Source organism: Paenibacillus sp. sgz302115 (assembly GCF_056120445.1).
On the sequence record NZ_JBVYOK010000011.1, the window covers coordinates 181,820 to 206,707 of the forward strand.

Sequence of the window (24,888 nt, forward strand, 5' to 3'; positions counted from 1 at the left end):
ATTTCAAGCGCAAAGCACGTCTCTTATTAAACATACTATATCATTTGACGAACTTTATGACAAACAATCCTAAGCCGTCCTAAATTTCATATTCCTCCAGGAATTTAATATCAAAATTCCCTGACAGAAACACCGGATGCTCAAGCAATTTCTGGTGGAATGAGATTGTGGTGTGTATGCCATCCACAGCAAATTCCGAAAGTGCCCGCTTCATCTTCGCGACAGCTTCCTCGCGGGTCGGAGCCCAGACAATCAGCTTGGCGATCATCGAGTCATAAAAAGGAGAGATCGTATATCCAGGATATGCAGCGCTGTCCACCCGTACACCTAAGCCCCCAGGCGGCAGGTAAAAATTGATCTTGCCTGGTGACGGCATGAAATTCTTCTCCGGATCTTCCGCATTGATGCGGCATTCAATGGACCAGCCATTGATAACGATATCTTCCTGGGTAAATGACAAAGGATTGCCTTCCGCCACGGAAATCATTTCTTTGATCAGGTCAACGCCCGTGACCATCTCGGTCACCGGATGCTCCACTTGAATCCGGGTGTTCATTTCCATGAAATAGAACTGCCCGTCCGGTCCAAGCAGGAACTCCAGCGTGCCCGCGCCCGAGTAATTTACGGCCTGTGCGGCGCGCACAGCCGCCTGGCCCATGGCTTCGCGGATTTCCGGAGTCAGAACGGAGCATGGAGCTTCTTCAATGAGCTTCTGGCGGCGGCGCTGCACGGAGCAGTCGCGCTCTCCCAGATGAACGACATTGCCATGTTTATCGGCAATAATCTGAATCTCCACATGCTTCATGCCTGTGAGGAATTTCTCCAGGTACACTCCGGCATTGCCGAAGGCCTTCTGGGCTTCCTGCTGGGCAGCGGTAATCTGCTTCACCAGCGATTCCTCATCCTCGGCAATGCGGATACCCTTGCCTCCGCCGCCTGCGGTTGCCTTTACGATGATTGGATAGCCGATATCCCGGCCCAGCATTACGGCCTCTTCAACATCGCCTACAAGACCGTCAGAGCCCGGAATAATAGGGACTCCGGCCAGCTTCATGGTTTCCTTGGCGACCGCCTTGTCCCCCATACGGGTAATAGCATCTGGCGAAGGACCGATAAAGGTAATGTTGCAGGATTCACAAATCTCTGCGAAATCCGCATTTTCGGCCAAAAATCCGTAACCCGGATGAACGGCATCGCATTCCGTCAGCGTGGCCACGCTCATAATATTGGTAAAGTTCAGATAGCTGTCCTTGGACGGCATCGGACCGATACAGTACGCTTCATCTGCCAGCCGGACATGCAGCGAATCCCGGTCAGGCTCCGAATAGACAGCGACGGTGGAAATGCCCAGTTCACGGCAGGCCCGGATAATGCGGACCGCGATTTCTCCGCGATTGGCAATCAACACTTTTTGAATGTTCATTCGTTTCCTCCCAAAGTTTAACGAAGCTTGCAAGCTCCTCTTGATTCTCTCGGCAGTTATTCCGGTCTCACCAGGAACAGCGGCTGGCCGTATTCCACAAGCTGGCCGTTCTCCGCAAGTACAGACACGATTTCGCCTCTTACTTCTGCTTCCAGCTCATTCATCAGCTTCATAGCTTCAATAATGCAGACCGTTGATTTCTCGCTGACCCGGTCGCCTACGCTCACGAAGTTCGAAGCTTCCGGGGAAGCCGCACTGTAGAAGGTCCCCACCATTGGAGAGACGATTTTATGTAATGCGCCTTCAGCGGAAGAAGCCGGGGCTTGCTGTACTGCCGGAATCTCGGTGACAACCGGAGGTGCTGCATGCAACGGACTTTGCGGCTGCGGGGCTGGCGTAAAGGGCTGGGCATAAGGAATCGCCTGAATTGCCGTTCCATCAGCTTCAGGGCGATCCGGTTTGCGGATAGCCAGCTTCATTCCTTCGCTTTCGATCTCCAGTTCGTGTACGGAGGAGGTCTGGTCCAGTAATTTAATCAATTCCTTAATCTCGCTTAACTTGAACATTTAATAGTTCACTCCTTCAGCTTTCTCTCGAAGCTTGCGATTTCACTTGAATCGCTTTCAGATATCCGCTTCTTACAACACTTATTCTTCTTACATTCCCAGATAACTTTATGTATTATATCACAAACGCTAGAAATGGAAAGAGCCCGGGATAACCCGAGCCCTTTCGGCAAATTCTTCTATTTTCTCCAGCAGTACATCGCATTATTATTTCTCGGATACATATTGGACCCTGATCTTATCCTGAGTGATGCTAAGCTCCTTCATTACAAGATCAACGATTCCGACCGCCTGCTTCACATCAAGCTTATTGCTTTGGACCACAACGGTATACGTATTGCCTGATTCCTCCTTAACAATCGCTTCACCGTATTTTTGCTGCAGCTTCTCTTCGATCCCAGTGATTTTGGATTCTTTTTCCTCCAGCTTGCTGAGCTGTTCCTTGGCAACCGCATTTTCAGCCGGGGTCTTATCCATGTCGTTAATCACGGCAAGCAAATCATTGTAGTCCTTCTGATTCTTTTGCTCGCGTTCATAGAGATAGTTGTTGAACATGCTGCTGGCCGAAACGCTTTGGGAGGCCACTTCGTCCAAAATTGCAGCATCGTCCTTTGCTTGGGTCTTCTCAGTATTGGCTGCGGCGGTATCTTTAGCTTCTTTTGAGCTATCTTCGGCGGTTTTTTTATCATCTTTGGATGTGTTAGCGGCATCCGCCGTTTTGCCTGCATCCTCTGTAACGGTATTAGCAGCGGTTTTTCCGGCATCTGCAGTGGAGCTGTCTTTATCAGCCGCAGCAGCCTTGTCATCAGCGGAAGCCGTCTGCTTACTGTCATCTGTACCGGCCCCGGTACTGCCTGCATCATCACTGACCCCTTGTGTAGTCACTTCGTTAACAACCAATCCGCTGTCAAGAGCGGGGGACTGCGCCCCATCCTCGCCCTTCAACGTGTCAACTTGAACGCTGCCCGCTGTTTCTTTTGGAATGGAGGCTCCTGTGTCTTCCGTGAATAAGTAGTAGGCGGAGAGCACCACCATCAAGCTGAGCATAGAAACCAACCAAATTGTTTGTCTTTTGCCCTTCATTTTTTATTCCTCCTAAAGTTTTGTTAGCATACACTTCGTGAATCCGCTTCGCAAAACTGGCTTCGGAAGCATATGCTTAAGTTTTGTTAGCATCTGCTTCTGTGAACCTACTTCGCAAAACTAGCTTCGGAAGCATACGCTTGTGTTTCGAACTGCACCTGCTTATCTGCTGCCTGTTTATGCGGGCTTGCTACTCCTGCTTGCGCGGAACTACGGAAATGCGGTAGCCCGGCACGTTCAGGCCTTTTTCGATTGCCTGTTCTATGAGTCCACGGACGACTTTGTTCTCCGCCCCCTTGGCGACAACCAGCACGCCGCGCACCTGGGGTTTGATCCGTTTGGTAACGATCGGGGTTTCGTTGCCTGACTGGCTGTAAGTGACGATTTCACCATCCCTTGTATACTGGGTGGTATGCCGCTTGCCGCCGCTGGCATCGGTCTCTTCGCTCTGCTGCTGCGAGTCGTTCATGTTCCGCTGCACAACGACCTCCTCTGTGGAATCCACTGTGACCATGATGTCCACTGTGCCGACACCGACGATTTTCTCGAGGATTTCCTTTGTGCGGTCCTCCATCGCCTGTTCTATGCTGTCAAAGGAATCTGAGGCTGTGCCGCCGCCCTGCTGCAGGGCCGACTGCGAGCTTTCAACCGGCGGCGGCTCACGCCCCGTATTCTCGCTGTCCAGCTTCTTCACATTCACGAAGGAGTTGAACAGCATGATCGCTACACCGAGCAGCCCGAGAATGATTAGCCAACGGAATGTATTACTCCGCTTCGAACTGCCGGAAGCGCCGCCTCCTGCCCATTGCTCCAATTTTTTCAGCCATTTGCCCATCTCTTATCCCTCCTGCGGTAACGCTGTAGGTAATTCTTATAATTTCGCTGCACCGGTTCGGCTGCTCTTCACCTCAATCACTCCCCGGTCCAGATTCCAATTCTGCTCCAGCAGCTTGATGATCGACTCGGTTTGGCCTGTGTCCGTACCGGCCCCCGCAGTGCTGCTGCCGTTATCCGGCGAACCTGCGGAAGCTTCCCGGGATGCATCATCCGCTTCCTTGTCAGCGCCAACGTTAACCTGTACCGGTGCCACTGGCGCAATTACAATCGGCTCTGAAGCCGCTGATCCGGTAGCAGTGCCCGAAGCTCCCCCGTTGCCGCTGCCTGCTCCGGCAGCCGGAACCGCTGCCGGCAGGGCAACTGTCACCGAGGCAATCACGGGAACCATTTCTCCGCTGAGGCCGTTTTGGGATTTCCCCATGCCCAGCGTCACCGTAACCTTGGCTCCCTGCACGCCGGTGCTGGAAGCGATCTGATCCCGCATCTGTCCTGCCACCTCTTCGGCAGCAAGCTTCAGGCTTTGCTCTTGCGCACCCGCTGCCAGCAGCCTGCCGTCCGCCAGAATTTTCTCCAGGGAGCCAGCATCTTTTCCCGCTCCTGACAGCAATCCGCCATCCTTCTCCTGCTGCTTCATGGCCAGACTCAGCTCGCCTGTGGCGTCCCCCTTCAGCATGGACACGATTGGGCTCAGTATGGTCAGCAGCACCAGCAGGCTGAGCACCAGCCTGGCGTAACGCTCCATGGATTTGCTCGGCAGCAGCATTTCCACGAAAGCGGCCATCAGCACCACCAGAATAAGCTCCCGCAGCCATCCGCCCAACCAGGTCATCGTATACCTCCTTCAAGTGTTTTGAGCGATACGCCCTCGACTCAGCTTTGAAAATCCTCCTCACCTCATCATGACGGTGACATTGCCCGCAGTCAGCATTATCGTGACGGCCAGAAAGAACATCAGCGATACGGCGGCCAGCGCCGCAAAGACGTAGATCATGCTTTTGCCGATGGTCTGAAGGCAGGACACAATCGGCGTCTCTCCCAAGGGCTGCATCACGGCGGCCGCCACGTTGTAGATCAAGGCGAGCACCAGTATTTTAATGGCCGGAAAAGCGCACAGGAACAAAATGATAATGACGCCGGACAGCCCGATGGCATTCTTCACCAGGAGCGACGCCGAAATGACGGTATCGGTAGCGTCCGCGAACATTTTGCCGATGACCGGCACGAAATTTCCTGATATATATTTGGCGGCGCGGATGGTTACTCCGTCCGTCACCGAGCTGGTAATCCCTCTAACGGAGATCACGCCGAGGAACACGGTCAGCAGCACCCCCAGCAGTCCGGCTCCGACATTGCGCAGCAGATTGGCGAGCTGGGTCAGCTTGTATTTGTCCGACATCGCACTCACCAGATGCAGCACCGCCGAGAAGAACAGCAACGGAAAAACTATGGTATGAATGAGCGAGCCTACGGTGTGGATCATGAAGACAATCAGCGGATGGGTGACGGATACTGTGACGATATTTCCCATGGAAGCCAGCAAGGCGAACAGCAGCGGAATCATCGCCATCATAAAGTCGATCATCCGGTCGATGGCATCCTTGGCATAGCCGATAGCGATATTGAAGCTGTTGACGGCAATGACCAGCACCACCATGTAGCAGAGCATGTAGGCGATTTTGCTGACGGATTTACGTTCAAAAGCGGTCTGCAGCGTCTCCAGAATCATACTGAGCACACTGATCATTACAATCGTGACCAGCAGCTTGCCGTTGTAGAGCACCTCATGCCACATGAAGGAGGTGAGCCCGGACAGGATACTTTTGAAGCTCAGGCCGTCTTCGCCCGGCAGCAGCATATCCATGAGCGAAGGCGTTTTGCCATCCGGAAAAAATCCCCCGTAGTCCTTCATCAGTTGATCCCAGTACGACTCCACCTCACCTGTAGGCAGGTTCTGCACCTGGCCTTTTACCCACTGGTCAACCGGAGAGGTGCCTCCCTGGCTTGAAGGCTGCGGAGTCGGAGACGGGGCTGCTCCGGCAGCAAACGCAGTTCCTGAGCACCACAGCAGCAGCAGAAAAGGCAGAAGCAGCAGGATCGTTTTAAGTTTTGGAGGCCGAAAAACCAAACGCGCCTGCATACCTTTTCCTCCCGCCTCCGAATTTGATTATCTTCTTATGTCTCACGGGTCAAGCGGGCAGAAGCTTCATCACCGTTTCGATAATAATGCTGATGATCGGTACGGCCAGCACCATGATCAGCACTTTGCCTGCCAGCTCAATCTTGGAGGCAATTGACTCCTGCCCGGCATCGCGCACAATCTGCGCCCCGAACTCTGCGATATAGGAAATCCCGATGATTTTGAACACGGTTTTGATATAAATCATTTCCATCCCGGAAGACTCCGCCACCCGCTCCAGCGTCCCCAGAACCGTTCCGATTTTGCCGATCAGGAAGAGGAAGATCAGAATGCCGGCGGCGGTGGTCAGCAGGAAGGCGAACATCGGCTTTTGTTCCTTCAGCACAAGGATCAGGACGGTCGACAAGAGCCCAATTCCCACCACTTGAATAATTTCCATAGCCTTGGCCTATTGAAAAAGAAAAATGGATTTGATTTCATGCAGCAGGCCGTCCAGCATGCGGATGACCATAAAAAGCACGATGATAAAGCCGACAATCGTTACCCAGTGGGCGATTTCCTCTTTTCCCATCTGCTTAAGCACCGTGTGAATCATGGCAATGATGATGCCGATGCCGGCAATCTGAAAGATCGCGTTGACTTCAATATTCATTCCTGGCACCTCGCTAAAAGATCAATATGACGATCAATGCTCCAAGCAGCAGACCCAGGCTTTTGCTCATTTTTTCATATTTGCCCTGATCTTCTCTGGCTACTGTCTCCTCCTGCTTCAACTGCTGCAAAGCCAGCTTAATATGAGTGCTCTGATTCGACCTGTCGCTGGTGCCCAGCGTACAGCTAAGCTGCCGGAGAATTTCCTTCTCCGTTCCTTTCAGGGAGGCCGCCTTCCAATGGGCATCCATCGCCTTGCGAATCGCTTCTTCGGCGCTGCGGTCCAGCGGCGGACTCATCTCAGCGGCCGCTGTGAGGAAAAAGGCCTGCAGCGGCTCCTTCGACTGCTGCCCGATCCGGCGGAGTGCCTCCGGCAGCGGGGTGAAGCCGTACTGGATTTCGGTCTCCAGCCGCTGCAGGGCAGCGATCAGGCCTCTGATGTGCCTGGGCCTGTCTGCGTATTGCGCAGCCCTTTTGAACCCTGCCAGCGTGGCGGCCAGCACAATTAACACGGCTCCGAACAGCTTAAGCATGGCGGTCACCGCCCAGCCGTTCCTCGGGCGAGACCAGCAGCAGCCCGCGCTTCTGCCCGTCCAGAATGCGGAAGGACAGCCCCTTCTCCGTGCGGTGGAGAATGACATAACGCTCGAACATCCGGTGCTCCAGCAGTCCCCCCAGGGCGGGGCGCCGGGCCAGCTCGGACACTTCCTTGCCGTGGGCCGAAGCGACAACCGAGATACCGGCATGCAGCGCTTCGGTCACAGCTTCGGCATCCTCAGGGCGGCCGATTTCATCCGCGATGAGCACATCGGGTGAGAGCGAGCGGATCATCATCATCATGCCTTCGGCTTTGGGACAGCCGTCGAGAATGTCCGTCCGCGGGCCGACATCAAAGGCGGGTATTCCGCGGCGGCTGCCCGCAATTTCCGAGCGCTCATCGACGATGCCGACCTTAAGTCCCGGCCGGACGCCCTCGCGCCCGCTTCCTCCTGCCGAGATCTGCCGGGCGAGATCGCGCAGCAGCGTCGTTTTGCCGTGCTGCGGCGGCGAGAGGACCAGCGTATGCAGCATCCGCTGCCGCCCCCTGTCGAACAGGTAGGGCAGCACACCGTCGGCAATACCGGGCATTTCGCGGGCAATCCGGACATTGAAGCCGGTGATGTCACGCAGATGCTCCACGCCTCCGCCGCTGAGCACGGTTCGGCCGGAGAGGCCGATCCGGTGTCCGCCGGGGATCGTGATGAACCCTTTGCGCAGCTCTTCTTCCATCGTATAGAGCGAATGATTGCTGATCAGGTCAAGGAGCCGGTGTGTATCCTCCCGGTCCGGCTTGTACGCTTCTTCGGGTCTTAGAGTCAGGCCTTTGTCCGTGCTGAGAAAATGGTATTTTCCGCCGGAATAATTAATCTCCAGGGGGCGCCCTTCGCGGACGCGGATTTCCTCCACCTTGTCCAGCAGCGAAGCCGGGAGGCCGCTCAGCAGTGCTCTTACTTTTTCGGGAAACAACAGCAGCCAGTCATTTGCCATACAGAGTCCCCCCAAGTTGTCCTCATCTTAAAAAGCTTTATTCCATACTTATGCTTGTACGTGATCTTTATGACTATCATCTATCATTTTTTTAGAATTCCGATTAAGAGAAAAGCTACCCCGCAGCCAATCCAGCCCAGCTTGCCCCACGACAGCTCCTGCGTCATCCCCGTCAGCCCTACCGCTGTAGTCAGAATCAGAATAGTAGGTCCAACCAGAGCCAGCCCGGAATTGACCGCCAGCGCCTTATCCACCTGGTTCAGCTTCAGCATGAGCAGCGCCGCTATGATTTCCACACTGCCCGAGAGCAGCCGCAGCCCCGCCATCCAGCTCACATACTTGTCCAATCCGCTTCACTCCTTTTTCACAAATCTATCGGCTGTAATCCATGAATATGCAGGACAGGACCACTTTAGACAAGAAGAAATGGGCGATTATACCAAGTTGTGAAAGAAATCATAGTGATTCCCTCTATAAAAAAATATCATCGGTATGATAAAATAAATTTTGCACTTATTATGAAAGTGGATCTGGAAAATATAAGGGCCGTCTGTTGGACAAACTAAGCGCACCTGATATTTTCAAGCAGCATCCAAAACGTAGATAAAGACATCGGAAGAAGAGGGGATTTTTGTCATGCAGGTTCGTAATTTCGTAGTGCCGCTCGTTTCAGGGACGGTAGCCAAGCAGGTTAAGGAAGTCGCCATCATTATTATCTCGGCTTTTCTGCTTGCGAGCGGGCTTCGCCTGTTCCTCATTCCGCATCAGCTTCTCAGCGGCGGGGTGGCGGGAACAGCATCGGTCATTGGTTACTTAACAAATCCAAAGTACATTTCGCTGTATTATTTCGGCATCAACCTGCCGATCCTGATTTGGGGCTTTGTTGCCGTAGGGAAAAAATACATCTTCTATAGTCTGCTATCCGTCGTGTCCACCACCTGGTTTCTGAACATCATTCCTTTGGTCAAGCTGACCAAGGACCCGATTCTGGCAAGCATCTTCGGGGGCGTCATCATCGCCGGGGGCGTCGGCTTCTCGCTTCGCGCGGGAGGGTCTTCCGGGGGATTTGACATTCTGGGCTCCATCATTACCCGCAAGCGGGATATTCCGATGGGGACAGTGCTGTTCGTACTGGATGGCCTGGTCATCCTGAGCCTGGGCTTCTTCAAAAGCTGGGACTCCGCCCTGTACGCCATGCTCTGTATCTTCGTCAAAAGCCGTGTGGTCGATATGATCCATATCCGCCACATCAAGCTGACCTGCTTCATCGTGACGAAGGAGCGGGACAAGATGCTTAGCCGTCTGAACTGCCTGCCGCACGGGGTCACCGTTGTCAACGCCGAGGGCGGATACAGCCATGAAGGCAACACCATGCTTATGACGGTAACCACCCGCTACGAGCTGGCCGAGCTTAGAAAAACAATTCTGGAAACCGATCCGAAATCATTCGTCAACGTGCTGGAAACGGTAGAGATTCTGGGGCGGTTCAAGCGGCTGGGCTAGAGTTCACTTTCCAAAAGAAAAAGTCCCATTTTCCACACATGCGTGGAGAATGGGACTTTACTGTTTTTATTGTACCTAGCGGCGGTCCTTAGGACCTCCGACAAAAGCCTGCTCTTCCGTATCCAGATTGTACGCGGTGTGAAGCGACTGGATGATCTGCTGCAGGTTTCCGGAATCAATCACACAGGATACCTTGATTTCCGAGGTGCTAACCATCTTGATGCTCACGCCCTCTTTGGAAATCACCTCGAACATTTGCGCGGCTACGCCGGGATGGCTTACCATGCCCGCTCCGACAATGGATACCTTGACCAGGTTATCCTCAGAGGTCACTTCACGGTAAGGCAGCACGCTGTGCAGCCCTTCGATAACCTCCTTGGCATGAGCCAGCTCGCTCAGCGCCACTGTGAAGGAGAAGTCTGCCTTATCGTTCTGTACGCCGCTCTGCACGATAATATCGACGTCCACACCTTCTTCGGCCAGCTTGCCGAATACCTGAGCGAGCACACCCGGCTCATCGGGTACTCCCAGAATACTGATCCGTGCCACATTCTTGTCATAAGCAATTCCGCTAACTACTACACCCTGCTCCATGCTTGCTTCCTCCTTCACAACAGTACCTTCATTATGATTAAAGCTTGATCTGACGACCAGCTTCACTTGATATCGTTTGGCATATTCTACGGCACGCGGATGAAGCACAGCCGCGCCGAGATTGGCCAGCTCCAGCATCTCATCATAAGAGATTTCCTTCAGCTTGCGCGCGGTCTTCACAATACGCGGATCTGTGGAATAAATGCCGTCCACGTCGGTATAGATTTCGCAGACATCCGCATTGATCGCTGCGGCCAGTGCTACCGCTGTAGTATCCGAGCCGCCACGGCCCAGAGTCGTGATCTCGCCATCCACGGTCATCCCTTGAAAACCGGCAACAATGACAATCTGCCCGCGCTCCAGCGAATCCAGAACACGTTGGGGGAGGATTTCATTAATCCGTGCCCGGCCATGCGTCTCATCCGTCCGGAACCCGGCCTGCCAGCCAGTATAGGACACAGCGTTACGCCCAATCCCGTGCAGGGCAATGGAGAGAAGTGCGACGGAGATTTGCTCTCCTGTAGTCATCAGCATATCCATTTCACGCGCTGGCGGCTGCTCGTTCAGCTCCTTGGCCTGATCAATCAAGTCATCCGTGGTATCTCCCATAGCGGATACAACCACAACGCAGCGGTGCCCCTCATCCTGCTTATCTGCGATGCGTTTGGCGACACGTTTCATTCGTTCAATGTCGCCGACGGAGCTGCCTCCGAATTTCATGACATAAAGTGACAAAGTCTCATTCACTCCCTATTTCGGTCTATGTAGTTGCTCTAATTTAGTTTCGTGCTTTAAATCAGTATAATACGAAAAACCTCTCATGCGTTAATGGTTTCACAAAAAAATCCGCCGATTTTCCAAACAGCCCGTCTTCCGGCAGCAAAAAAGAATACTTCACCGCAGGAAATCGCTGCAGTACCCGGTTTTGCGGTATCGCTGGAGCTTTGTTGTATCTGTCGCACTTAGTTGCGCTTAAATTAAATATCCCCTTCTTCTAACAAATCAATGTTTATTGCCCCATTATTTATCCAATTTATGAAATCCTTACTGACTAGGGAAGCAAATTCTGGATTCATAACTCCTGCATCTACTTGCAATATTTCAGTGGAGTCCTCATTTGCTGACATCAAGTAGAACTTGCCTCCGCCGTTACTCCCTACAGCTAAATAACCTTTAGCGTACTCTGAGACCTCGTATGTTTGATTTCTTTCAACAATAATATCAGTACCAAAAATTAAGACGCCTTCTTCTGTTTCAAAGCCGTTAGCCAATTTTAAAAGTTCCCTAAATACGTTAGGGAATTTCAAACTCATTTCTATCTCCACCTTGTTGATTTCATCCTCATCAACTGCAGGATAAAAATTGAAGCCGGACAAAGATTGTAGATTTAACATTTAAAGCCTCCAAGTCCATCAAAGATTCTTTATGTTTCCCCGATCACCCTTTTGGCACCTTAGGATCAACGCGGGCTAAAACGATAATAACAAAAAACAAGTCAATCATGGGGGTTTCTGACCATAATCGACCTGTTCAATGTAACGGAAAAGCGTTATGATAGTCCGAAATCTTAGTATTGAAAATTATTTAGCTCCTCTTCCCATAAACTCCCTTGAGTAAGGGAATCAGGATCTATCTCCTCAAGTCTGTTCGTGATCCATTGCAGCAAATCTCTAGTTGCTTTTCTTTCAATAAATGCTCTTCTACCATTTTCAGCTTTTATTTTTTTAATAAAATCTACATAGACTAATACGGATTCCGCAAACTGTGCTATTGAAGAATTTATAATTACTTCTTCATTATCCTTGTCATAGTCAATATATATGAACTCATCATTCTCCTCATTGATACATATGGGGTGACCACTACCAGTGAATCCAATATATATATATTTCGAATATAGAGGCTCAGCGTCATTATATTTCTCAGTTAATCTGCCCCCACCTCCTTTAGCCGAGGATTCAAAAGTTAGAAAAGGGGGTGCCGATTCCGGTAAACCCGCCTTAATCAAGAAATGCTTTGATTCTTGAGATAAGGAAAATGTGTCTATGACTAAATCATCATATTCAACTAGACCATAAGTTTCCTTATCCCAATTGTCTAAAAACTCTTGTGGTGTAATCATCCATACCTCCACTATTTTTTATTTTTTTGGTGATTGATCACCTTTTAAGTTTCTTGTGCCCAGCATTAATAGTATAATCTTGGAATTCTTCTTTGAGTTTTTCAATAGTTTTTTTGCACAGCGGCTCTTTATTCTGATGCATCTGCATCAAAACATGATACCGGGTGATACATTGAAGTTCTGTAAGCCTCTCATCCCAAGTGTAGTGTAGTATCTCCTCGGTAACACCTTTCAGCTAAATGCCAGATAATTCTGTTACATCACAATTACTCAAAGTATGCTTTGACATAATTTCAAACGCTTTTTCCGTGACAATTAAATAGTTCTTTGCTGAAATACAAAAATCATGTCCAGACCAATCGAAAAATCGTTCTTTTGTAATGGTTGCCTGAGTCTGCAAGCTGGTTCCCCCCTCTGTAAAAATCAGTCCTATAGAAGATGTAAATTCTATAGCGCTTTTTACAGCCGGGCGGAAACTTAATTAATCCATGTATATATTGAATTCATTACAAAATTATCAAACGACAAAAAACCTCCACCGCAAAATGCGGGGAGGCCGGTATAAATTTAAAAACTAAACACTCCCTACGCGCGGGAGATGTATTTGCCTTCGCGGGTGTCGATCAGCAGAACGTCGCCCTCGTTGATGAACAGCGGAACCTGAACCGTCAGACCTGTCTCAACGGTAGCCGCTTTGGTTGCGCCTTGAGCCGTGTTGCCTTTTACGCCTGGCTCAGTTTCCGTAACCTTCAGCTCAACGCTGGTAGGCAGGTTAATCCCGAGGATTTCACCTTGGTAGCTGACGATGTTCACTGTCATGTTTTCTTTCAGGAAGTTAAGCTCCCACTCCAATTGCTTGGCGGACAGCTCGAACTGGTCATAAGTTTCGTTGTCCATGAATACATGATCCGAACCGCTTGCATACAGGTATTGTACACCGCGGTTTTCGATGATTGCACGGCCAATTGTTTCACCGGCACGGAAAGTACGCTCAACGGTGTTGCCGTTGCGCAGGTTCTTAAGCTTGGAGCGCACGAATGCGGCACCTTTACCCGGCTTAACGTGCTGGAAATCGAGGACGGTAAAAATATCCCCCTCTACTTCTACTGTCAAGCCTGTTTTGAAATCGTTAACTGAAATCACTAAAAATCCCTCCTGGAATCAATAATTTACCTGATTAAAGCAGCCTTACAGTACCAAATAATCCTTCGAAGAATGAGTCAGCAGCATAATACCGCTTTCGGTAATCACGATATCATCTTCGATCCGCACACCGCCAAGACCTGACAAGTAAATGCCCGGCTCTACAGTCACGACCATGCCCGGCTCCATAATTTCATCCGCCAGCTTGGACAAACGCGGGTTTTCATGAACCTCCATACCTAGCCCATGTCCTGTGCTGTGGCCGAAATATTCACCGTAGCCGTAACGGGTGATGATATCACGGGCCAATGCATCACATTCCCGTCCGGTCATGCCCGGCTTGATATTCGCCAGCGTATGTAGCTGCGCTTCAAGCACAACATCGTAAATTTCCTTCAGCTTAGGGTCCGGAGTACCCAGAGCAATCGTACGCGTTACGTCCGAGCAGTAGCCGTCCAGCAGTGCGCCGAAATCGAAGGTTACGAATTCATTGTTCTGAATGACCTTGCTGCTTGCCACACCATGCGGCATCGCCGACCGTTCGCCGGAAGCGACGATCGTATCGAACGAAGATGAGGTTGCGCCGTGGGTGCGCATGTAGAATTCCATTTCCAGATCTACATCACGTTCGGTCATGCCGGGCTTGATCACTTTCACGATGTGATTGAAGGTGGCATCCGCCAGATCGGCAGCACGCTGCATTACTGCCAGTTCATCTTCATCCTTGAACATCCGCAGATTCTCCACAGCCTTGGAGACCGGAACCAGCACCGCCGGCTGCAGCGCAGCCGCATAAGCCGTATAGGCGCTGAAGGTCACATCATCCTGCTCGAAGCCAATGCGGACATTTGCGCCATTCAGCAGCTCGCGAACAGTATCAATGAACTTCGGACCATGCTGAATAACCTTCATGCCTGTTACCTGTTCCGCCGCCTGCGTCATATACCTGAAGTCAGTCAGCAAATAGCTGTCATCGCCGGTGATAAGAACATAGCCGGAAGACCCGGTAAAACCGCTCAAATAGCGGCGGTTAATGCCGCTGGTTATTAACATCGCATCCAATCCCTGTTCCTGCAAAACCTTGCGCAGCTTGGAGACACGTTTGTTGCCCATTTTCATTCTCCTCTCGAAATAGCCACATTGTATTTTAACATAGGGCCATGCCCTTGAGAAGTTTTTTCGGACCGCTCAGGCAAGGTTTGTCTGCTGCTCGCGTTTTCGTTCATCCGTGTACTCATTTGCCGCCGTATATCCGATGAACAATCCCCAGAGTAAAAAGAGGCAAAACTCACTGGTTACCGAATTCCACGGAAGCCTGAAGGGGCGCTGCTGCAGGAATAACCAAGAGCCTGCAAGAAACACCGCCGACCAACATAAGACTCCGTAGACCATGCCGGGCCAAGGCCCTTTCAGCTTGCGGAAGATCAGCACATAGAGCAGTGACGCAATCACCGAGAAGGCGATGAAAAATAAATATCCCAGGAGCTGTCCGGCCGCAGTCACCAGAAATTCATGCTTGAAAAAAGGCTCGGCCAAAAAGCCCGGTATAACTTTGGTAAAATGCAGCACATACATCAGCCAGCGTATCCCTCCCCAGATCAGTCCGGCGAAAAAGCCCAGCTCCATAGCGAAGAACCAAGGGTTTGTATGCTCCGATTTTTGCTTATTGGAATTGCTCATTTTGCTGCCTCGCTTTCAATAAATAGACTGTCAAGCCGCCTCCCTGCTCCCCTGTTCCTAGTATGTACAGCAAAAGGCAATCCAACTAGCAATGTCGTCATAAATTAGTTACAATGTAGTATATAAATCACATTAATACACGGGAAGGTGAATTGGTTGTCCCAGGAAACTCCCAGTTACGGCGGCCAAGCCGTCATTGAAGGCGTTATGTTCGGCGGCAAGCATATCAATGTAACAGCCGTAAGAAGGAAGAATCAGGAAATCACATTTTTGGAGGTGCCGAGAAGCGATAAGACCTGGGTCGTCAAACTGCGCAAGATTCCGCTTCTTCGCGGCCTTGTCAGTATTATAGATTCCAGCGCCAAAGGCTCCAAGCACCTGAATTATTCGGCGGAATCGTATGCCGAGGATGAGACGGGGCCGGAAGAATCGGCTGAGAAGCAGGAGAAAGCCAAGAAGAAAGAAGAGGGCTGGAGCCTGGGGATGATTTTGGGCGTAGCAGTCATGGGTATTTTATCCTTCCTCGTCGGTAAGCTGATCTTTACTCTTGTCCCTGTCTTTGTTGAAGATTTTCTGTTCAAGAATGCATTCAATAACTACATTCTGCACAACCTCGTAGAGGGCGGCATCAAGCTGGTTCTATTGCTCGTCTATTTGTGGGCAATCTCGCAGACCCCGGTGATCAAGCGGCTGTTCCAGTATCATGGAGCCGAGCACAAGGTCATCAGCGCCTTTGAAGCCGGAGAAGAGCTTACTGTAGCGAACGTACAGAAGTATAGCCGTCTGCATTACCGCTGCGGAAGCAGCTTTATGATGCTGACGATTATCCTCGGTGTCATTATTTATTCGGTGTTCCCTTGGGATAACCTGGTGGAACGCGTAGTGCAGCGGATTGTTCTGCTGCCGGTCGTGATCGGAATCTCGTTTGAGGTTCTGAAAGGAACCAATGCCGTAAGAGATATTCCCGGGCTCAAATACCTGGGCTATCCGGGGCTGTGGCTGCAGCTGCTCACAACCAAGGAACCGAAAGACGAAATGGTGGAGGTCTCCATCGCCTCTTTCAACCGGATGCGGGAGCTGGATGCCGCAATTGAAGCAGGAACATATACTGAAGCAAATGTGTCAGGCGGAATATTGGACCCTGCGAAAGGATGAGTGATCTATGATCAAGCATGCTTTGATTTTTTGGATAACCGTATCGCTGGCTGTACTGGGTTTGGTTACGAACTTTATGATGATCGGCTTCCGCGCGCTGACGCCGTTAATTATTCCGCTGCTGCTCCTTGGGATTGTGTTCTACGCATATAGGGCAAATTCCTTGGGCTCTGCACGGGGAGCCGGCAGATCGCGGGTGAAAGTGAAGCCTTCCCAAAAAACCATGTCCAAAGTCGCCGCCCTGCGCAAGCCTGAGGCCTCACCCGGCAAACGCAAAACCTATCCGTTCCAGGTGATCGAAGGCAGCAAGGGCAAAAATGACGAACACCTGCCGAAATATCATTAGCGGTGCTTGCCATCCGGCAAACGCTGCAAAGCAAAAGGCATCTCCGCATAGTTTGACGCGGGGATGCCTTTTTTAACGTGAACAGACTCAGACAATCTTAGGCTTCCGGAGCGGCCGCCAATTCTCAAAGAATTCCTTCCCCGCCTGATATCCCGCTGCATACAGCTTATCACTCTGCTCCGGCGAAATATGAAACTCAGTCATCGAGATCCCGAGGGTGGGAATCTTGACGGTGCGCACGAACTTCTCCTTCTCAATGTAACGCTCGTCATGGGCGTTCAGCATCGTGCTCACCATCGCCTGCAGCATGCTGAACGGTCCGGTAATCCGGTTCGGCTGCGGCTCCATTTTGCCGATTAGCTGATAGCCCACCGTAGGGGTGCTGAGCCCCGGACTTTTGAAGCCCCCCTCCTGCTCATCGAACAGCCACAGCGGGAAATTGCTGAGCATGCCTCCGTCCACCATATAGACAAATTGCTCGGAAAATGACTTTCCTTTGGCAGCCCGGCCGTTCAGCCGCAGCATCACCGGATCAAAAAAATACGGAATGCTGCAGCTCATCCGCACCGCCTTGGCAACTTCAAACGCTCCCGGGGAGATGCCGTACTGTTCCAGTCCATCCGGCAGCACAACAATCCGCCCGTTCGTAATATCGGAAGCGATAATCGACAGCTTGCCTTGCGGCAGATCACTGAATGTGACAATCCCTTTTTCCCGCAAAACCCCGCGTATCCACGACTCCAGCGCCTCTCCCGAGTACAGCCCTTTTTTGATCAATACACGCAGAGCTGGTCCGATATAGGCAGTATTATAAATGGCACCCCGTTTCAGAAAAGAGGTAAAAGAAGTCGTCTTAATGATCCGGCTCATTGCTTCACCGCCATACCCCGCTGCCAGCAGCGAGGCGATAATGGAACCTGAGGAGGTTCCGGCAACTTTTTTAAACGTCACTCCCGCCTGCTCCGTAGCATCCACCGCTCCAGCAAGCGATATCCCCTTCACACCCCCGCCTTCAAATACGGCATTGATCTCCATAGACAGCCATCCCCCGTTCCATAGATCCTATAGCTTATCTATGAGCACGGGGGATTTTTCATGACTTGAAATAAAAGGTCAATAAGCTGTTGAGCCCGAACGGGTCACGGTTTACAATATCATTCGCTCTGAACATGATGCTGCCGGCCACTGCGTCGTATTTTTCATTATATTTCAGCTGGTTGATAATCTGATCGCCGCTCTGCCACTCTGCGCTTTTGTCAGTTCCAACCTTATACGTTGCTTGCCCGATGTATAGCTTCACGCCGGTACCCGCAACCTCGTTCACCCACCAGTCAACCAGCTTGTCGTAACGGGCTGTATTAAATGAGAGGCTCCAGTAAATCTGCGGTGCGATATAGTCGATCCAGCCGCTGCGTATCCAGGTCCGCGTATCGGCATACATATCATCATAAGCAGAGACACCTGCTGTTGTATCCGAACCGGTGCTGTCGGCCTTCTTATTGCGCCACACGCCAAACGGGCTTACGCCAAAAGAAACATTAGACTTCACTCCATGAATGGTCTGACCCAGCTTGCTGATAAAATCATTGATGTTATCCCGTCGCCAATCCCCTATAGAACTGATCCCCTTGGGGTTGTAGGTTTTAAATGCTTCATCATCGGCAAAAGATACACCGGATGGATAAAAGTAGTCATCCAGATGCACACCGTCAATATTGTAGCCCTTCACCACTTCCATGACTACATCAATAATATGCTGGCGCGCCTCGGGAATGCCTGGATTGATGTATAGCTTATTGTCTGCTTTGACGATCCATTCCGGGTGGGCTTTCGCCACATGATTGCTCGCAAGGTTCGTCGTGCTGGCATCCGTAGTCGCGCGGAACGGGTTGAACCAGGCGTGGAACTGCATGCCGCGCGCATGGGCCGCGCTGACCATATATTCCAAAGGATCATACCCTGGGTTCTTGCCCTGCGTTCCGGTCAGCACCTTGGACCAGGGAACAAGCGTGGAAGGATACAGGCTGTCCCCTGAAGGTCTGACCTGCACGAATACAGCATTGAAGCCAGTGGCCTGCAGCTTGTCCAGCAGGTTGTCGAACTCCTTTTTCTGTTTATCCGCATTGCCGGATGTAGAAGTCGATGGCCAATCCAAATTGAACACAGTGGAGATCCAGGCACCCCTCATTTCCTTGGACGCCTTCACTCCCGGAACGGATGGCACAGTTGGTGCCGGTACGGTGGGTTTTGGCACACTAGGTGTGGGTACAGGTACTGTCGGCACGGTAGGCACTGACGGGGTCGCCGGACTTGCGGGTCCAGTAATCTCCGTATTAGAATATAGTGCAATATGCCGGGTAGCCTGATTCCACACCACCTGCAGCCCAAGCTGCTCGCTCACAAAGCGAATCGGCACCATCACCCGCCCCTGGGTGATCTGCACGGAGGTATCCAGCCCCACTGAATTCTCGTTGACAAGCGCTGTGTTCCGTCCGCTGGTCAGCTTAAGCACGTTGTCATCTTTGCTGATCGTCGCTGTCTTACTGCTCTGACTCCATTCGACCTTGGCACCCAGCCCCTTGCTGACCACCCCTACCGGCACCATGGTTACACCTGAAGATGTTATGTACGGCGGCACATCGCTGCTCAGACTTTCGCCATCCAGCTCAATCGTAATTTGTGCGGCCGCCGCCCGCACGCTGGGTGATACTACTGACAGGCATAACAGAAACACTAGCAATCCTAACATCCATTTTCGGTAATTCATAGTTCCTCCCCAGACATGATTTTTTTACAAAAAAAACAGCCCTCTCGTCCTTATTAAAGGGAGACGGCCGTTTCTCTTCTCAAACGGAGTCCTGAACATAAAAAGAACGCTATCCGTTTTGACGTAAAAAAACTGGAAAGGTTGCGGTAAAGCATACAAAAACAATTTCATTTATGAGTCGCTGAGCAGTTCAAGATGAATATCGTATAAGGTCTGTAGCCGGGCTTCGTCACGCCGAAAATACTCCACCAGCGTCTCAATACGCGTAATGGAGTCCCAGCTCAAATGATGTTCAATTCCTTCGACATCCTTATAAATATGCTCCTGCTGCACTCCGATCAGGCCGAGGAATTCCTCAAGCAACTGGTGGCGGTCAACGAGACGTTTTCCTACTTTTTTCCCTTTGCTTGTTAGGACAAGCCCACGATATTTCTCATAGATGAGATATTCGTCCTTATCCAGTTTTTGGATCATCTTGGTCACAGAGGAGGGGTGTACTTCCAGTCCCTCGGCAATATCCGAGACCCGCGCATAACCTTTCTCGTCAATGAGCTTGTATATGCGCTCCAAATAATCCTCCATGCTGGGTGTTGGCATTCAACTTTACCTCTTTTCTATAATGAGCGTGGCGCGGGGGCCGAGCCTTGCTCTAACAATGATACATGTTTCTGCCGCTCCTTGGCAAGTCTTTCGGTAACAGCAGTATTACAAATAATTTATTCCAGACATGTAGAAATGGCTTTGCCGTCCTCTGAAAGAGGCGGCATTCGTTTCAGCGAGAAATATAAGGATGATTGATGGCGTGAAACATATAAATCCTTATATTTGAACAGCAAAATGCCCTGCGGGAGTTCATCACAGAGCGGAGCTTCGGGCATTTGCGGCCCGAAATTCAATGCCATTTGTCAAAACTTCAGCCACTCCGGCGTAATCCCCTGCAGCCATATCGTAATGCGGAACATCTGATCCGTGAACAGCAGCAGGCCCATGAAGACCATCAGTCCGCCGCCCAGCTTCATCAGCAGATTGGAATATTTCAGAATACGTCTGGCTCCGCCAAGGAAAAAAGCCAAAGCGAAGAACGGTATAGCAAAACCCGCGCTGTAAGCCGTAATCATCGCAAACCAGGTGCCCGGATCACTTGCGGAAAGAGCAATAATGGCGGTCAAAATCGGCCCGATGCAAGGGGACCACCCTGCGGAAAAGCCAATCCCAAATACAAATGAGCCGACATAGCCCGCAGGCCTCCATTTGAGGTCAAGCTTGCGCTCGCGCAGCAGAAACTGCGGCTGAAAAATCCCGAGCAGAAACAGCCCCATCGCAATGATCAGAATCGCCGATAGCTGACGGATCAGGTCACGCTGCCCGTTAAAGAATTGCCCAAACAGACCGGCTCCAAAGCCAAGCGTATAGAAAACCGCAGAGAAACCCAGGATAAAAGCCAACGTATGCGTGAGCGTGCGGAACCGGACCTCTTTCCTGCCCCTGCCGCTCTTCAGCTCCTGGACGGACAAGCCGGTGATATACGATAAATAAGAAGGATACAGCGGCAGACAGCAAGGCGAAATAAAAGACGCCACTCCGGCGGCAAAAGCAATTCCTGCATTCAGATTGGACAAAGTGGCTTCTCTCCTTCCCGGTTCGGGGTCACTTCGCAAAACGGAACACATCGGCCTGAGGAACTTAAGCTGGCAGCCCTTTTTTGCCGATCAAGGTCAGAGCCAGCAGAGCGATCAGCAGCAGAACAATCGTCGCACCTGGGGCCAGATTCCAAACCCCAGCGATCACCAGGCCGCCAACAACTGCGATTTCAGCAATGATTACAGACAGCATCACCGAAGATTTGAAGCTGCGCGACAGCAGCAGGCTGATGGCTACCGGAATGGTCAGCAGCGCTGACACCAGCAGTGAGCCGACGATTTTGATAGCCGTGCTAATCACAAGCGCCGTAAGCACAGTAATCAGCATATTGAGCATTTTCACCGGCAAACCGCTTACGCTCGCAGCATCCTCCTCAAAGCTAAGCAGGAAAAATTCTTTGAAAAACAGCGTAATCACGATCACCACAGCAAGCGTCACTATGCCAACTACTACAAGATCGGTATTATCGAGCGTATAAATGCTCCCGAACAAGTAGCTCATCACATCTGCATTATAGCCCTTGCCCAGGGTGAAAAAAAGTGAAGCCAGCGCCACCCCGCCCGACATAATGATCGCGATGGACAACTCGGCATAGCTTTTGTAGGCCTTGCGCAGCTTCTCAATCGCGAAGGAGGCAACCACTGCAAAGACCAGCCCCACCCCGAGCGGATAAAAGCCAGTTAAGAAACCGAGCGCCACCCCGGCAATCGTAACATGCGCCAGCGTATCGCCGATCATGGACAAGCGGCGCAATACAAGAAAAACGCCGATCAGCGGCGCGGTAATACCAATCATCAGCCCGCCCGCAAGCGCCCGCTGAAAAAAATCACTGAATAGAATATCCAAGATTACTATCTCCTCTATTTTTCGATCCCTCCCAAACCCTCCCTTCCAAGGGAGGGCCCCAAGGGCTCTGCCCTCTGGACACCCGCTAAGGGCAATTAGCGTGGGAGTGAGGTTTGATGGTGTTTAATCACGCTATGAGTAGAGAGCGCTTTTCGTCCCTAGCGGGACACGCTTGACGATTACGGGATCTAGGTACGAATTAAGAATGATGAAAGACGTAAAGAAGTAACGCAAAAATAGCGTAAATACGCTATTTCATGAGACGTAAAAGCGTAAAGTAAAGGCAGGGTCGTCCTATGTTGTACTATGGACGACCAAAAACCTTAAAACTTAAAGACAAAGGCAAGGTCATCCCATGTTGTACCATGGACAACCAAAACCTAAAGGCAAAGACAACGGCAGGTCGTTCTATGTTGTACTATGGACAACCAAAACCTAAAGGCAAAGACAACGGCAGGCCGTCCTATGTTGTACCATGGACGACCAAAACCCTTAAACCTTTGAGGCAAGGGCAGGTCGTTCTATGGACGACCTCGCAACACCCTTGCGTAACTGTATTCCATACAGCTATTTTCCACTGTTCCGGCTGCATTTCGGTTTTAAATGTATTCCGTACAATTAAAATAAGTGAAAAACAGCAAGTTAGCCTATTTCCGCGAAAATAAGTGTACAAAGTGCAATTATACCAGCTGCAGCGCATAAAAGTTAGTTTTTAATTGCACAAAGTACAGCTAAGCTTCCTTTTGCGGCGCCTCCGAACAATTCCACCCAATCAGCTTACGACAGCGTATGCTGCAAATTATCTTCTACGCAATCCTGGGCGTCGTGGGAATGACGGCAGTAGAAGTTGATCTTGCCGTTCTTTTGCACCGGCTCCTCGCCCAGATAGTTCTTGATCATGTCGATATCATGCGAGACCATCAGAAATGTCATGTGATGGTGGGCATGCATATGCATAATCAGCTCGAAGAATCCGGCCTGCGTTTCGGTGTCAATGCCGACGGTAGGTTCGTCCAGAATCAGCAGATCGGGATGATTGATCAGGGCCCGGGCCAGGAACACACGCTGCTGCTGGCCGCCGGACAGCTGGCCGACTCTTTTCTCCGCGATATCCTGAATCCGCATAACCTCTAGCGCATCCTCGCACTTCTGCTGCTGCGCTTTGGACACTCTGCGGATCAGATTCTTATTGTTATACAGACCCGACATAACGACCTCGCGCACGGTAGCGGGAAACAGGGGGTTGAACGCATTTTTCTGCGGCACGTAGCCGATCCGCTCCCAATCCTTGAACCTCTTGACGGACTGTCCGAATAGCTTAATTTCGCCGCTGGTTGCGGGGAGCAGGCCGACAATCATTTTGAGCAGCGTTGTTTTTCCTGCGCCGTTGGAGCCAATAATCCCAAGGAAATCCCGTTCCTTCACGGTATAGTTAAGGTCCGTAATCACTTTCTGCTCACCGTATGAGAAGGAAAGGTCCTGTATTTCGATCATATGCTGATGGCAGTCCAGGGATACCGGTTGCATGTAAAGTACCGCCTTTCACTTAATCTTTCCTTTTTATTGTAAAGCCAGAATCAGATTTTGCAAATTTTTCTCCATCAGCGTGAAGTAGTTGTCCCCGTTCTTCTCCTGCGCCTCAGTAAGCCCTTCTACCGGATTCAGCACCATCGTCGATACCCCGGCTTCACCTGCCAGCGTCTTTGCCAGCTTGTCGGACACCAGCTCCTCGAAAAAGATATACCGGATGCCCTCCTTCTTCACCAGATCGGCAAGCTCCAGCAGGTCCTGGCTGCGCGGCTCCGCATCGGCCGATAATCCCATAATCGCATGCTGCTTCAGCCCGTAGTCCCGGGCCAGATAAGCAAAAGCCTGATGAGAAACAACAATTTCATGGTTTGGCAGCTTGGAAAGCTCTGCCGTAAATTTGCTATCCAGCGCCTCTAAACGCTCGGCAAGCTTGTTATAACGCTCCTCGTAACCGTCTTTATGGGCAGGGTCTACAGACTGTAGACTATCTTTTATATTTTTTGCCATAATTAGCGCCGACTTCGGGCTTACCCAAGTATGGGGGTCAGTATGCAGGCTGTCCGTGTGTTCATCTGCGTGTTCTGTATTTGCTTCTCCACCATGATCATGCCCATCTTCTTCATTCGTCATAATTAAATCCACACCCTTGCTGACCTCAACGGATTTGACTTTACTGTCACTGTCCAGGCTTTTCAGAAAATTCGGCACCCAGCCTTCAAGGCCCGCCCCGTTGTACAGGAACAACTGCGCTTTGGAGGTGCTGATAATATCCTGGCTGCGCGGCGTCCAATCATGCGGCTCCACACCGACCGGCAGCAGATTGATGGCATTGATATCCTCCCCGCCAATCTCACTGGCAAATTCATATATTGGATAAAAAGTAGTAACTACGTTTACCTTACCCTCTACGATACTCCCGCTGCTCTTCGGGCCACATGCCGCAAGCAGCAAAAATACCAGCAAAGTCAGCGTAAGCAGCACGCCCCTGTGCAGGCTCTTGGTTAACATCTTATGAATCGACTCCTTAAATCGTAAATTTTACTATTGGAATTATAATAGTAATCGTTACGATAAGTCAACACCACAATGCCATATTGCTAAGAAAAGGGGACAAATAATACAGCATCAATTCTAAATCTGTGGCTTAGGACGGTGATTTTGTGGTTCGGGAGAGAAGGATTCGTCGTATCCATCCTCCTGTTCCTTAACATTCCTGTATTCGCTAAGTTTTCGACTTAGACAAAAACAAGGGCGCCTCGTATGATGGGGGTGTAAGGGATCGGAGTCCTAAAAACCCATCAGGAGGCGCTTACTATGAAGTCTACCCGAAACGAGAC

28 protein-coding genes are annotated in these 24,888 nt (G+C 50.9%); 3 read left to right on the forward strand and 25 right to left on the reverse strand.

Annotated elements, in window-relative coordinates; genetic code table 11:
* Positions 1–79 precede the first annotated feature (79 nt).
* The 11 genes from accC to AC0LWN_RS20550 all read right to left on the reverse strand — a co-directional run bounded on the left by accC (position 80) and on the right by AC0LWN_RS20550 (position 8,571).
* The gene (accC, locus tag AC0LWN_RS20500) at positions 80–1,423 is read right to left on the reverse strand and encodes an acetyl-CoA carboxylase biotin carboxylase subunit (protein ID WP_474668547.1); all 1,344 of its coding nucleotides are present in this window, start codon (positions 1,421–1,423) and stop codon (positions 80–82) included.
* A 56-nt stretch (positions 1,424–1,479) separates the two neighbouring features.
* Positions 1,480–1,989 carry an acetyl-CoA carboxylase biotin carboxyl carrier protein gene (gene accB / locus AC0LWN_RS20505; RefSeq protein WP_474668549.1) on the reverse strand — a complete coding sequence of 170 codons (510 nt, stop codon included), beginning with the start codon at positions 1,987–1,989 and terminating at the stop codon, positions 1,480–1,482.
* A gap of 207 nt (positions 1,990–2,196) precedes the next feature.
* Positions 2,197–3,072, reverse strand: a complete 876-nt coding sequence (locus AC0LWN_RS20510) for a SpoIIIAH-like family protein (RefSeq protein WP_474668551.1) — start codon at positions 3,070–3,072, stop codon at positions 2,197–2,199.
* Positions 3,073–3,262: 190 nt separating this feature from the next.
* Entirely contained in the window at positions 3,263–3,907 is a 645-nt protein-coding gene (spoIIIAG, locus tag AC0LWN_RS20515) for a stage III sporulation protein AG (RefSeq protein WP_458964084.1), read from the reverse strand.
* 36 nt (positions 3,908–3,943) lie between these two features.
* Positions 3,944–4,738 carry a stage III sporulation protein AF gene (locus tag AC0LWN_RS20520; RefSeq protein ID WP_474668553.1) on the reverse strand — a complete coding sequence of 265 codons (795 nt, stop codon included), beginning with the start codon at positions 4,736–4,738 and terminating at the stop codon, positions 3,944–3,946.
* A 60-nt stretch (positions 4,739–4,798) separates the two neighbouring features.
* On the reverse strand, positions 4,799–6,046 hold the full coding sequence (gene spoIIIAE, locus AC0LWN_RS20525; RefSeq protein ID WP_474668555.1) for a stage III sporulation protein AE: 1,248 nt from the start codon (positions 6,044–6,046) through the stop codon (positions 4,799–4,801).
* A 49-nt stretch (positions 6,047–6,095) separates the two neighbouring features.
* On the reverse strand, positions 6,096–6,485 hold the full coding sequence (gene spoIIIAD / locus AC0LWN_RS20530) for a stage III sporulation protein AD (RefSeq protein ID WP_028530650.1): 390 nt from the start codon (positions 6,483–6,485) through the stop codon (positions 6,096–6,098).
* 9 nt (positions 6,486–6,494) lie between these two features.
* On the reverse strand, positions 6,495–6,698 hold the full coding sequence (spoIIIAC, locus tag AC0LWN_RS20535) for a stage III sporulation protein AC (protein ID WP_019909657.1): 204 nt from the start codon (positions 6,696–6,698) through the stop codon (positions 6,495–6,497).
* A gap of 13 nt (positions 6,699–6,711) precedes the next feature.
* Positions 6,712–7,230: a stage III sporulation protein SpoIIIAB gene (spoIIIAB, locus tag AC0LWN_RS20540; protein ID WP_458964081.1), complete on the reverse strand. Its 519-nt coding sequence runs from the start codon at positions 7,228–7,230 to the stop codon at positions 6,712–6,714.
* Positions 7,223–8,224, reverse strand: coding sequence for a stage III sporulation protein AA (spoIIIAA, locus tag AC0LWN_RS20545; protein WP_474668558.1), 1,002 nt, complete (start codon positions 8,222–8,224; stop codon positions 7,223–7,225). Before spoIIIAA ends, spoIIIAB begins: the two co-directional genes overlap by 8 nt.
* Before the next feature lie 83 nt (positions 8,225–8,307).
* Positions 8,308–8,571: a YqhV family protein gene (locus tag AC0LWN_RS20550; protein WP_474668560.1), complete on the reverse strand. Its 264-nt coding sequence runs from the start codon at positions 8,569–8,571 to the stop codon at positions 8,308–8,310.
* Between the two features lie 289 nt (positions 8,572–8,860).
* Here AC0LWN_RS20550 and AC0LWN_RS20555 point away from each other — a divergent pair, with 289 nt between their 5' ends.
* Positions 8,861–9,727: a YitT family protein gene (locus AC0LWN_RS20555; RefSeq protein WP_474668562.1), complete on the forward strand. Its 867-nt coding sequence runs from the start codon at positions 8,861–8,863 to the stop codon at positions 9,725–9,727.
* 75 nt (positions 9,728–9,802) lie between these two features.
* On the opposite strand, the gene AC0LWN_RS20560 is transcribed toward AC0LWN_RS20555, so the two are convergent.
* The 7 genes from AC0LWN_RS20560 to AC0LWN_RS20590 all read right to left on the reverse strand — a co-directional run bounded on the left by AC0LWN_RS20560 (position 9,803) and on the right by AC0LWN_RS20590 (position 15,266).
* Positions 9,803–11,056, reverse strand: a complete 1,254-nt coding sequence (locus AC0LWN_RS20560) for an aspartate kinase (protein WP_474668564.1) — start codon at positions 11,054–11,056, stop codon at positions 9,803–9,805.
* 242 nt (positions 11,057–11,298) lie between these two features.
* Positions 11,299–11,715, reverse strand: a complete 417-nt coding sequence (locus AC0LWN_RS20565) for an SMI1/KNR4 family protein (protein WP_474668566.1) — start codon at positions 11,713–11,715, stop codon at positions 11,299–11,301.
* Between the two features lie 173 nt (positions 11,716–11,888).
* Complete coding sequence (locus AC0LWN_RS20570; protein WP_474668568.1) at positions 11,889–12,443, reverse strand: SUKH-4 family immunity protein; 555 nt, start codon at positions 12,441–12,443, stop codon at positions 11,889–11,891.
* Between the two features lie 235 nt (positions 12,444–12,678).
* Complete coding sequence (locus tag AC0LWN_RS20575; RefSeq protein WP_474668570.1) at positions 12,679–12,843, reverse strand: hypothetical protein; 165 nt, start codon at positions 12,841–12,843, stop codon at positions 12,679–12,681.
* Between the two features lie 185 nt (positions 12,844–13,028).
* Positions 13,029–13,586, reverse strand: a complete 558-nt coding sequence (efp, locus tag AC0LWN_RS20580; RefSeq protein WP_458964074.1) for an elongation factor P — start codon at positions 13,584–13,586, stop codon at positions 13,029–13,031.
* Between the two features lie 45 nt (positions 13,587–13,631).
* Positions 13,632–14,699 (reverse strand): M24 family metallopeptidase, encoded by a 1,068-nt coding sequence (locus AC0LWN_RS20585; RefSeq protein ID WP_474668572.1) that lies wholly within the window; start codon positions 14,697–14,699, stop codon positions 13,632–13,634.
* Between the two features lie 75 nt (positions 14,700–14,774).
* A complete protein-coding gene (locus AC0LWN_RS20590; RefSeq protein WP_474668574.1) occupies positions 14,775–15,266 on the reverse strand; it encodes a YqhR family membrane protein in 492 nt (163 codons plus the stop codon).
* 207 nt (positions 15,267–15,473) lie between these two features.
* Here AC0LWN_RS20590 and AC0LWN_RS20595 point away from each other — a divergent pair, with 207 nt between their 5' ends.
* Positions 15,474–16,421, forward strand: coding sequence for a DUF1385 domain-containing protein (locus AC0LWN_RS20595; protein ID WP_474668606.1), 948 nt, complete (start codon positions 15,474–15,476; stop codon positions 16,419–16,421).
* A 7-nt stretch (positions 16,422–16,428) separates the two neighbouring features.
* Positions 16,429–16,767, forward strand: coding sequence for a hypothetical protein (locus tag AC0LWN_RS20600; protein WP_474668576.1), 339 nt, complete (start codon positions 16,429–16,431; stop codon positions 16,765–16,767).
* A gap of 87 nt (positions 16,768–16,854) precedes the next feature.
* Here the strand turns inward: AC0LWN_RS20600 and AC0LWN_RS20605 are convergent, their stop codons facing one another.
* From AC0LWN_RS20605 to AC0LWN_RS20635, 7 genes are all read right to left on the reverse strand, one after another.
* On the reverse strand, positions 16,855–17,802 hold the full coding sequence (locus AC0LWN_RS20605; protein WP_474668578.1) for a patatin-like phospholipase family protein: 948 nt from the start codon (positions 17,800–17,802) through the stop codon (positions 16,855–16,857).
* 58 nt (positions 17,803–17,860) lie between these two features.
* Positions 17,861–19,534: a family 10 glycosylhydrolase gene (locus AC0LWN_RS20610; protein WP_474668580.1), complete on the reverse strand. Its 1,674-nt coding sequence runs from the start codon at positions 19,532–19,534 to the stop codon at positions 17,861–17,863.
* Positions 19,535–19,705: 171 nt separating this feature from the next.
* A complete protein-coding gene (mntR, locus tag AC0LWN_RS20615) occupies positions 19,706–20,131 on the reverse strand; it encodes a transcriptional regulator MntR (RefSeq protein WP_458964068.1) in 426 nt (141 codons plus the stop codon).
* A gap of 308 nt (positions 20,132–20,439) precedes the next feature.
* Positions 20,440–21,153 carry a cytochrome c biogenesis CcdA family protein gene (locus tag AC0LWN_RS20620; RefSeq protein WP_474668582.1) on the reverse strand — a complete coding sequence of 238 codons (714 nt, stop codon included), beginning with the start codon at positions 21,151–21,153 and terminating at the stop codon, positions 20,440–20,442.
* Positions 21,154–21,217: 64 nt separating this feature from the next.
* Positions 21,218–22,021: a metal ABC transporter permease gene (locus AC0LWN_RS20625; protein ID WP_474668584.1), complete on the reverse strand. Its 804-nt coding sequence runs from the start codon at positions 22,019–22,021 to the stop codon at positions 21,218–21,220.
* A gap of 777 nt (positions 22,022–22,798) precedes the next feature.
* The gene (locus AC0LWN_RS20630; RefSeq protein ID WP_474668586.1) at positions 22,799–23,548 is read right to left on the reverse strand and encodes a metal ABC transporter ATP-binding protein; all 750 of its coding nucleotides are present in this window, start codon (positions 23,546–23,548) and stop codon (positions 22,799–22,801) included.
* A gap of 33 nt (positions 23,549–23,581) precedes the next feature.
* On the reverse strand, positions 23,582–24,559 hold the full coding sequence (locus AC0LWN_RS20635; RefSeq protein WP_474668588.1) for a metal ABC transporter solute-binding protein, Zn/Mn family: 978 nt from the start codon (positions 24,557–24,559) through the stop codon (positions 23,582–23,584).
* Positions 24,560–24,888 lie beyond the last annotated feature (329 nt).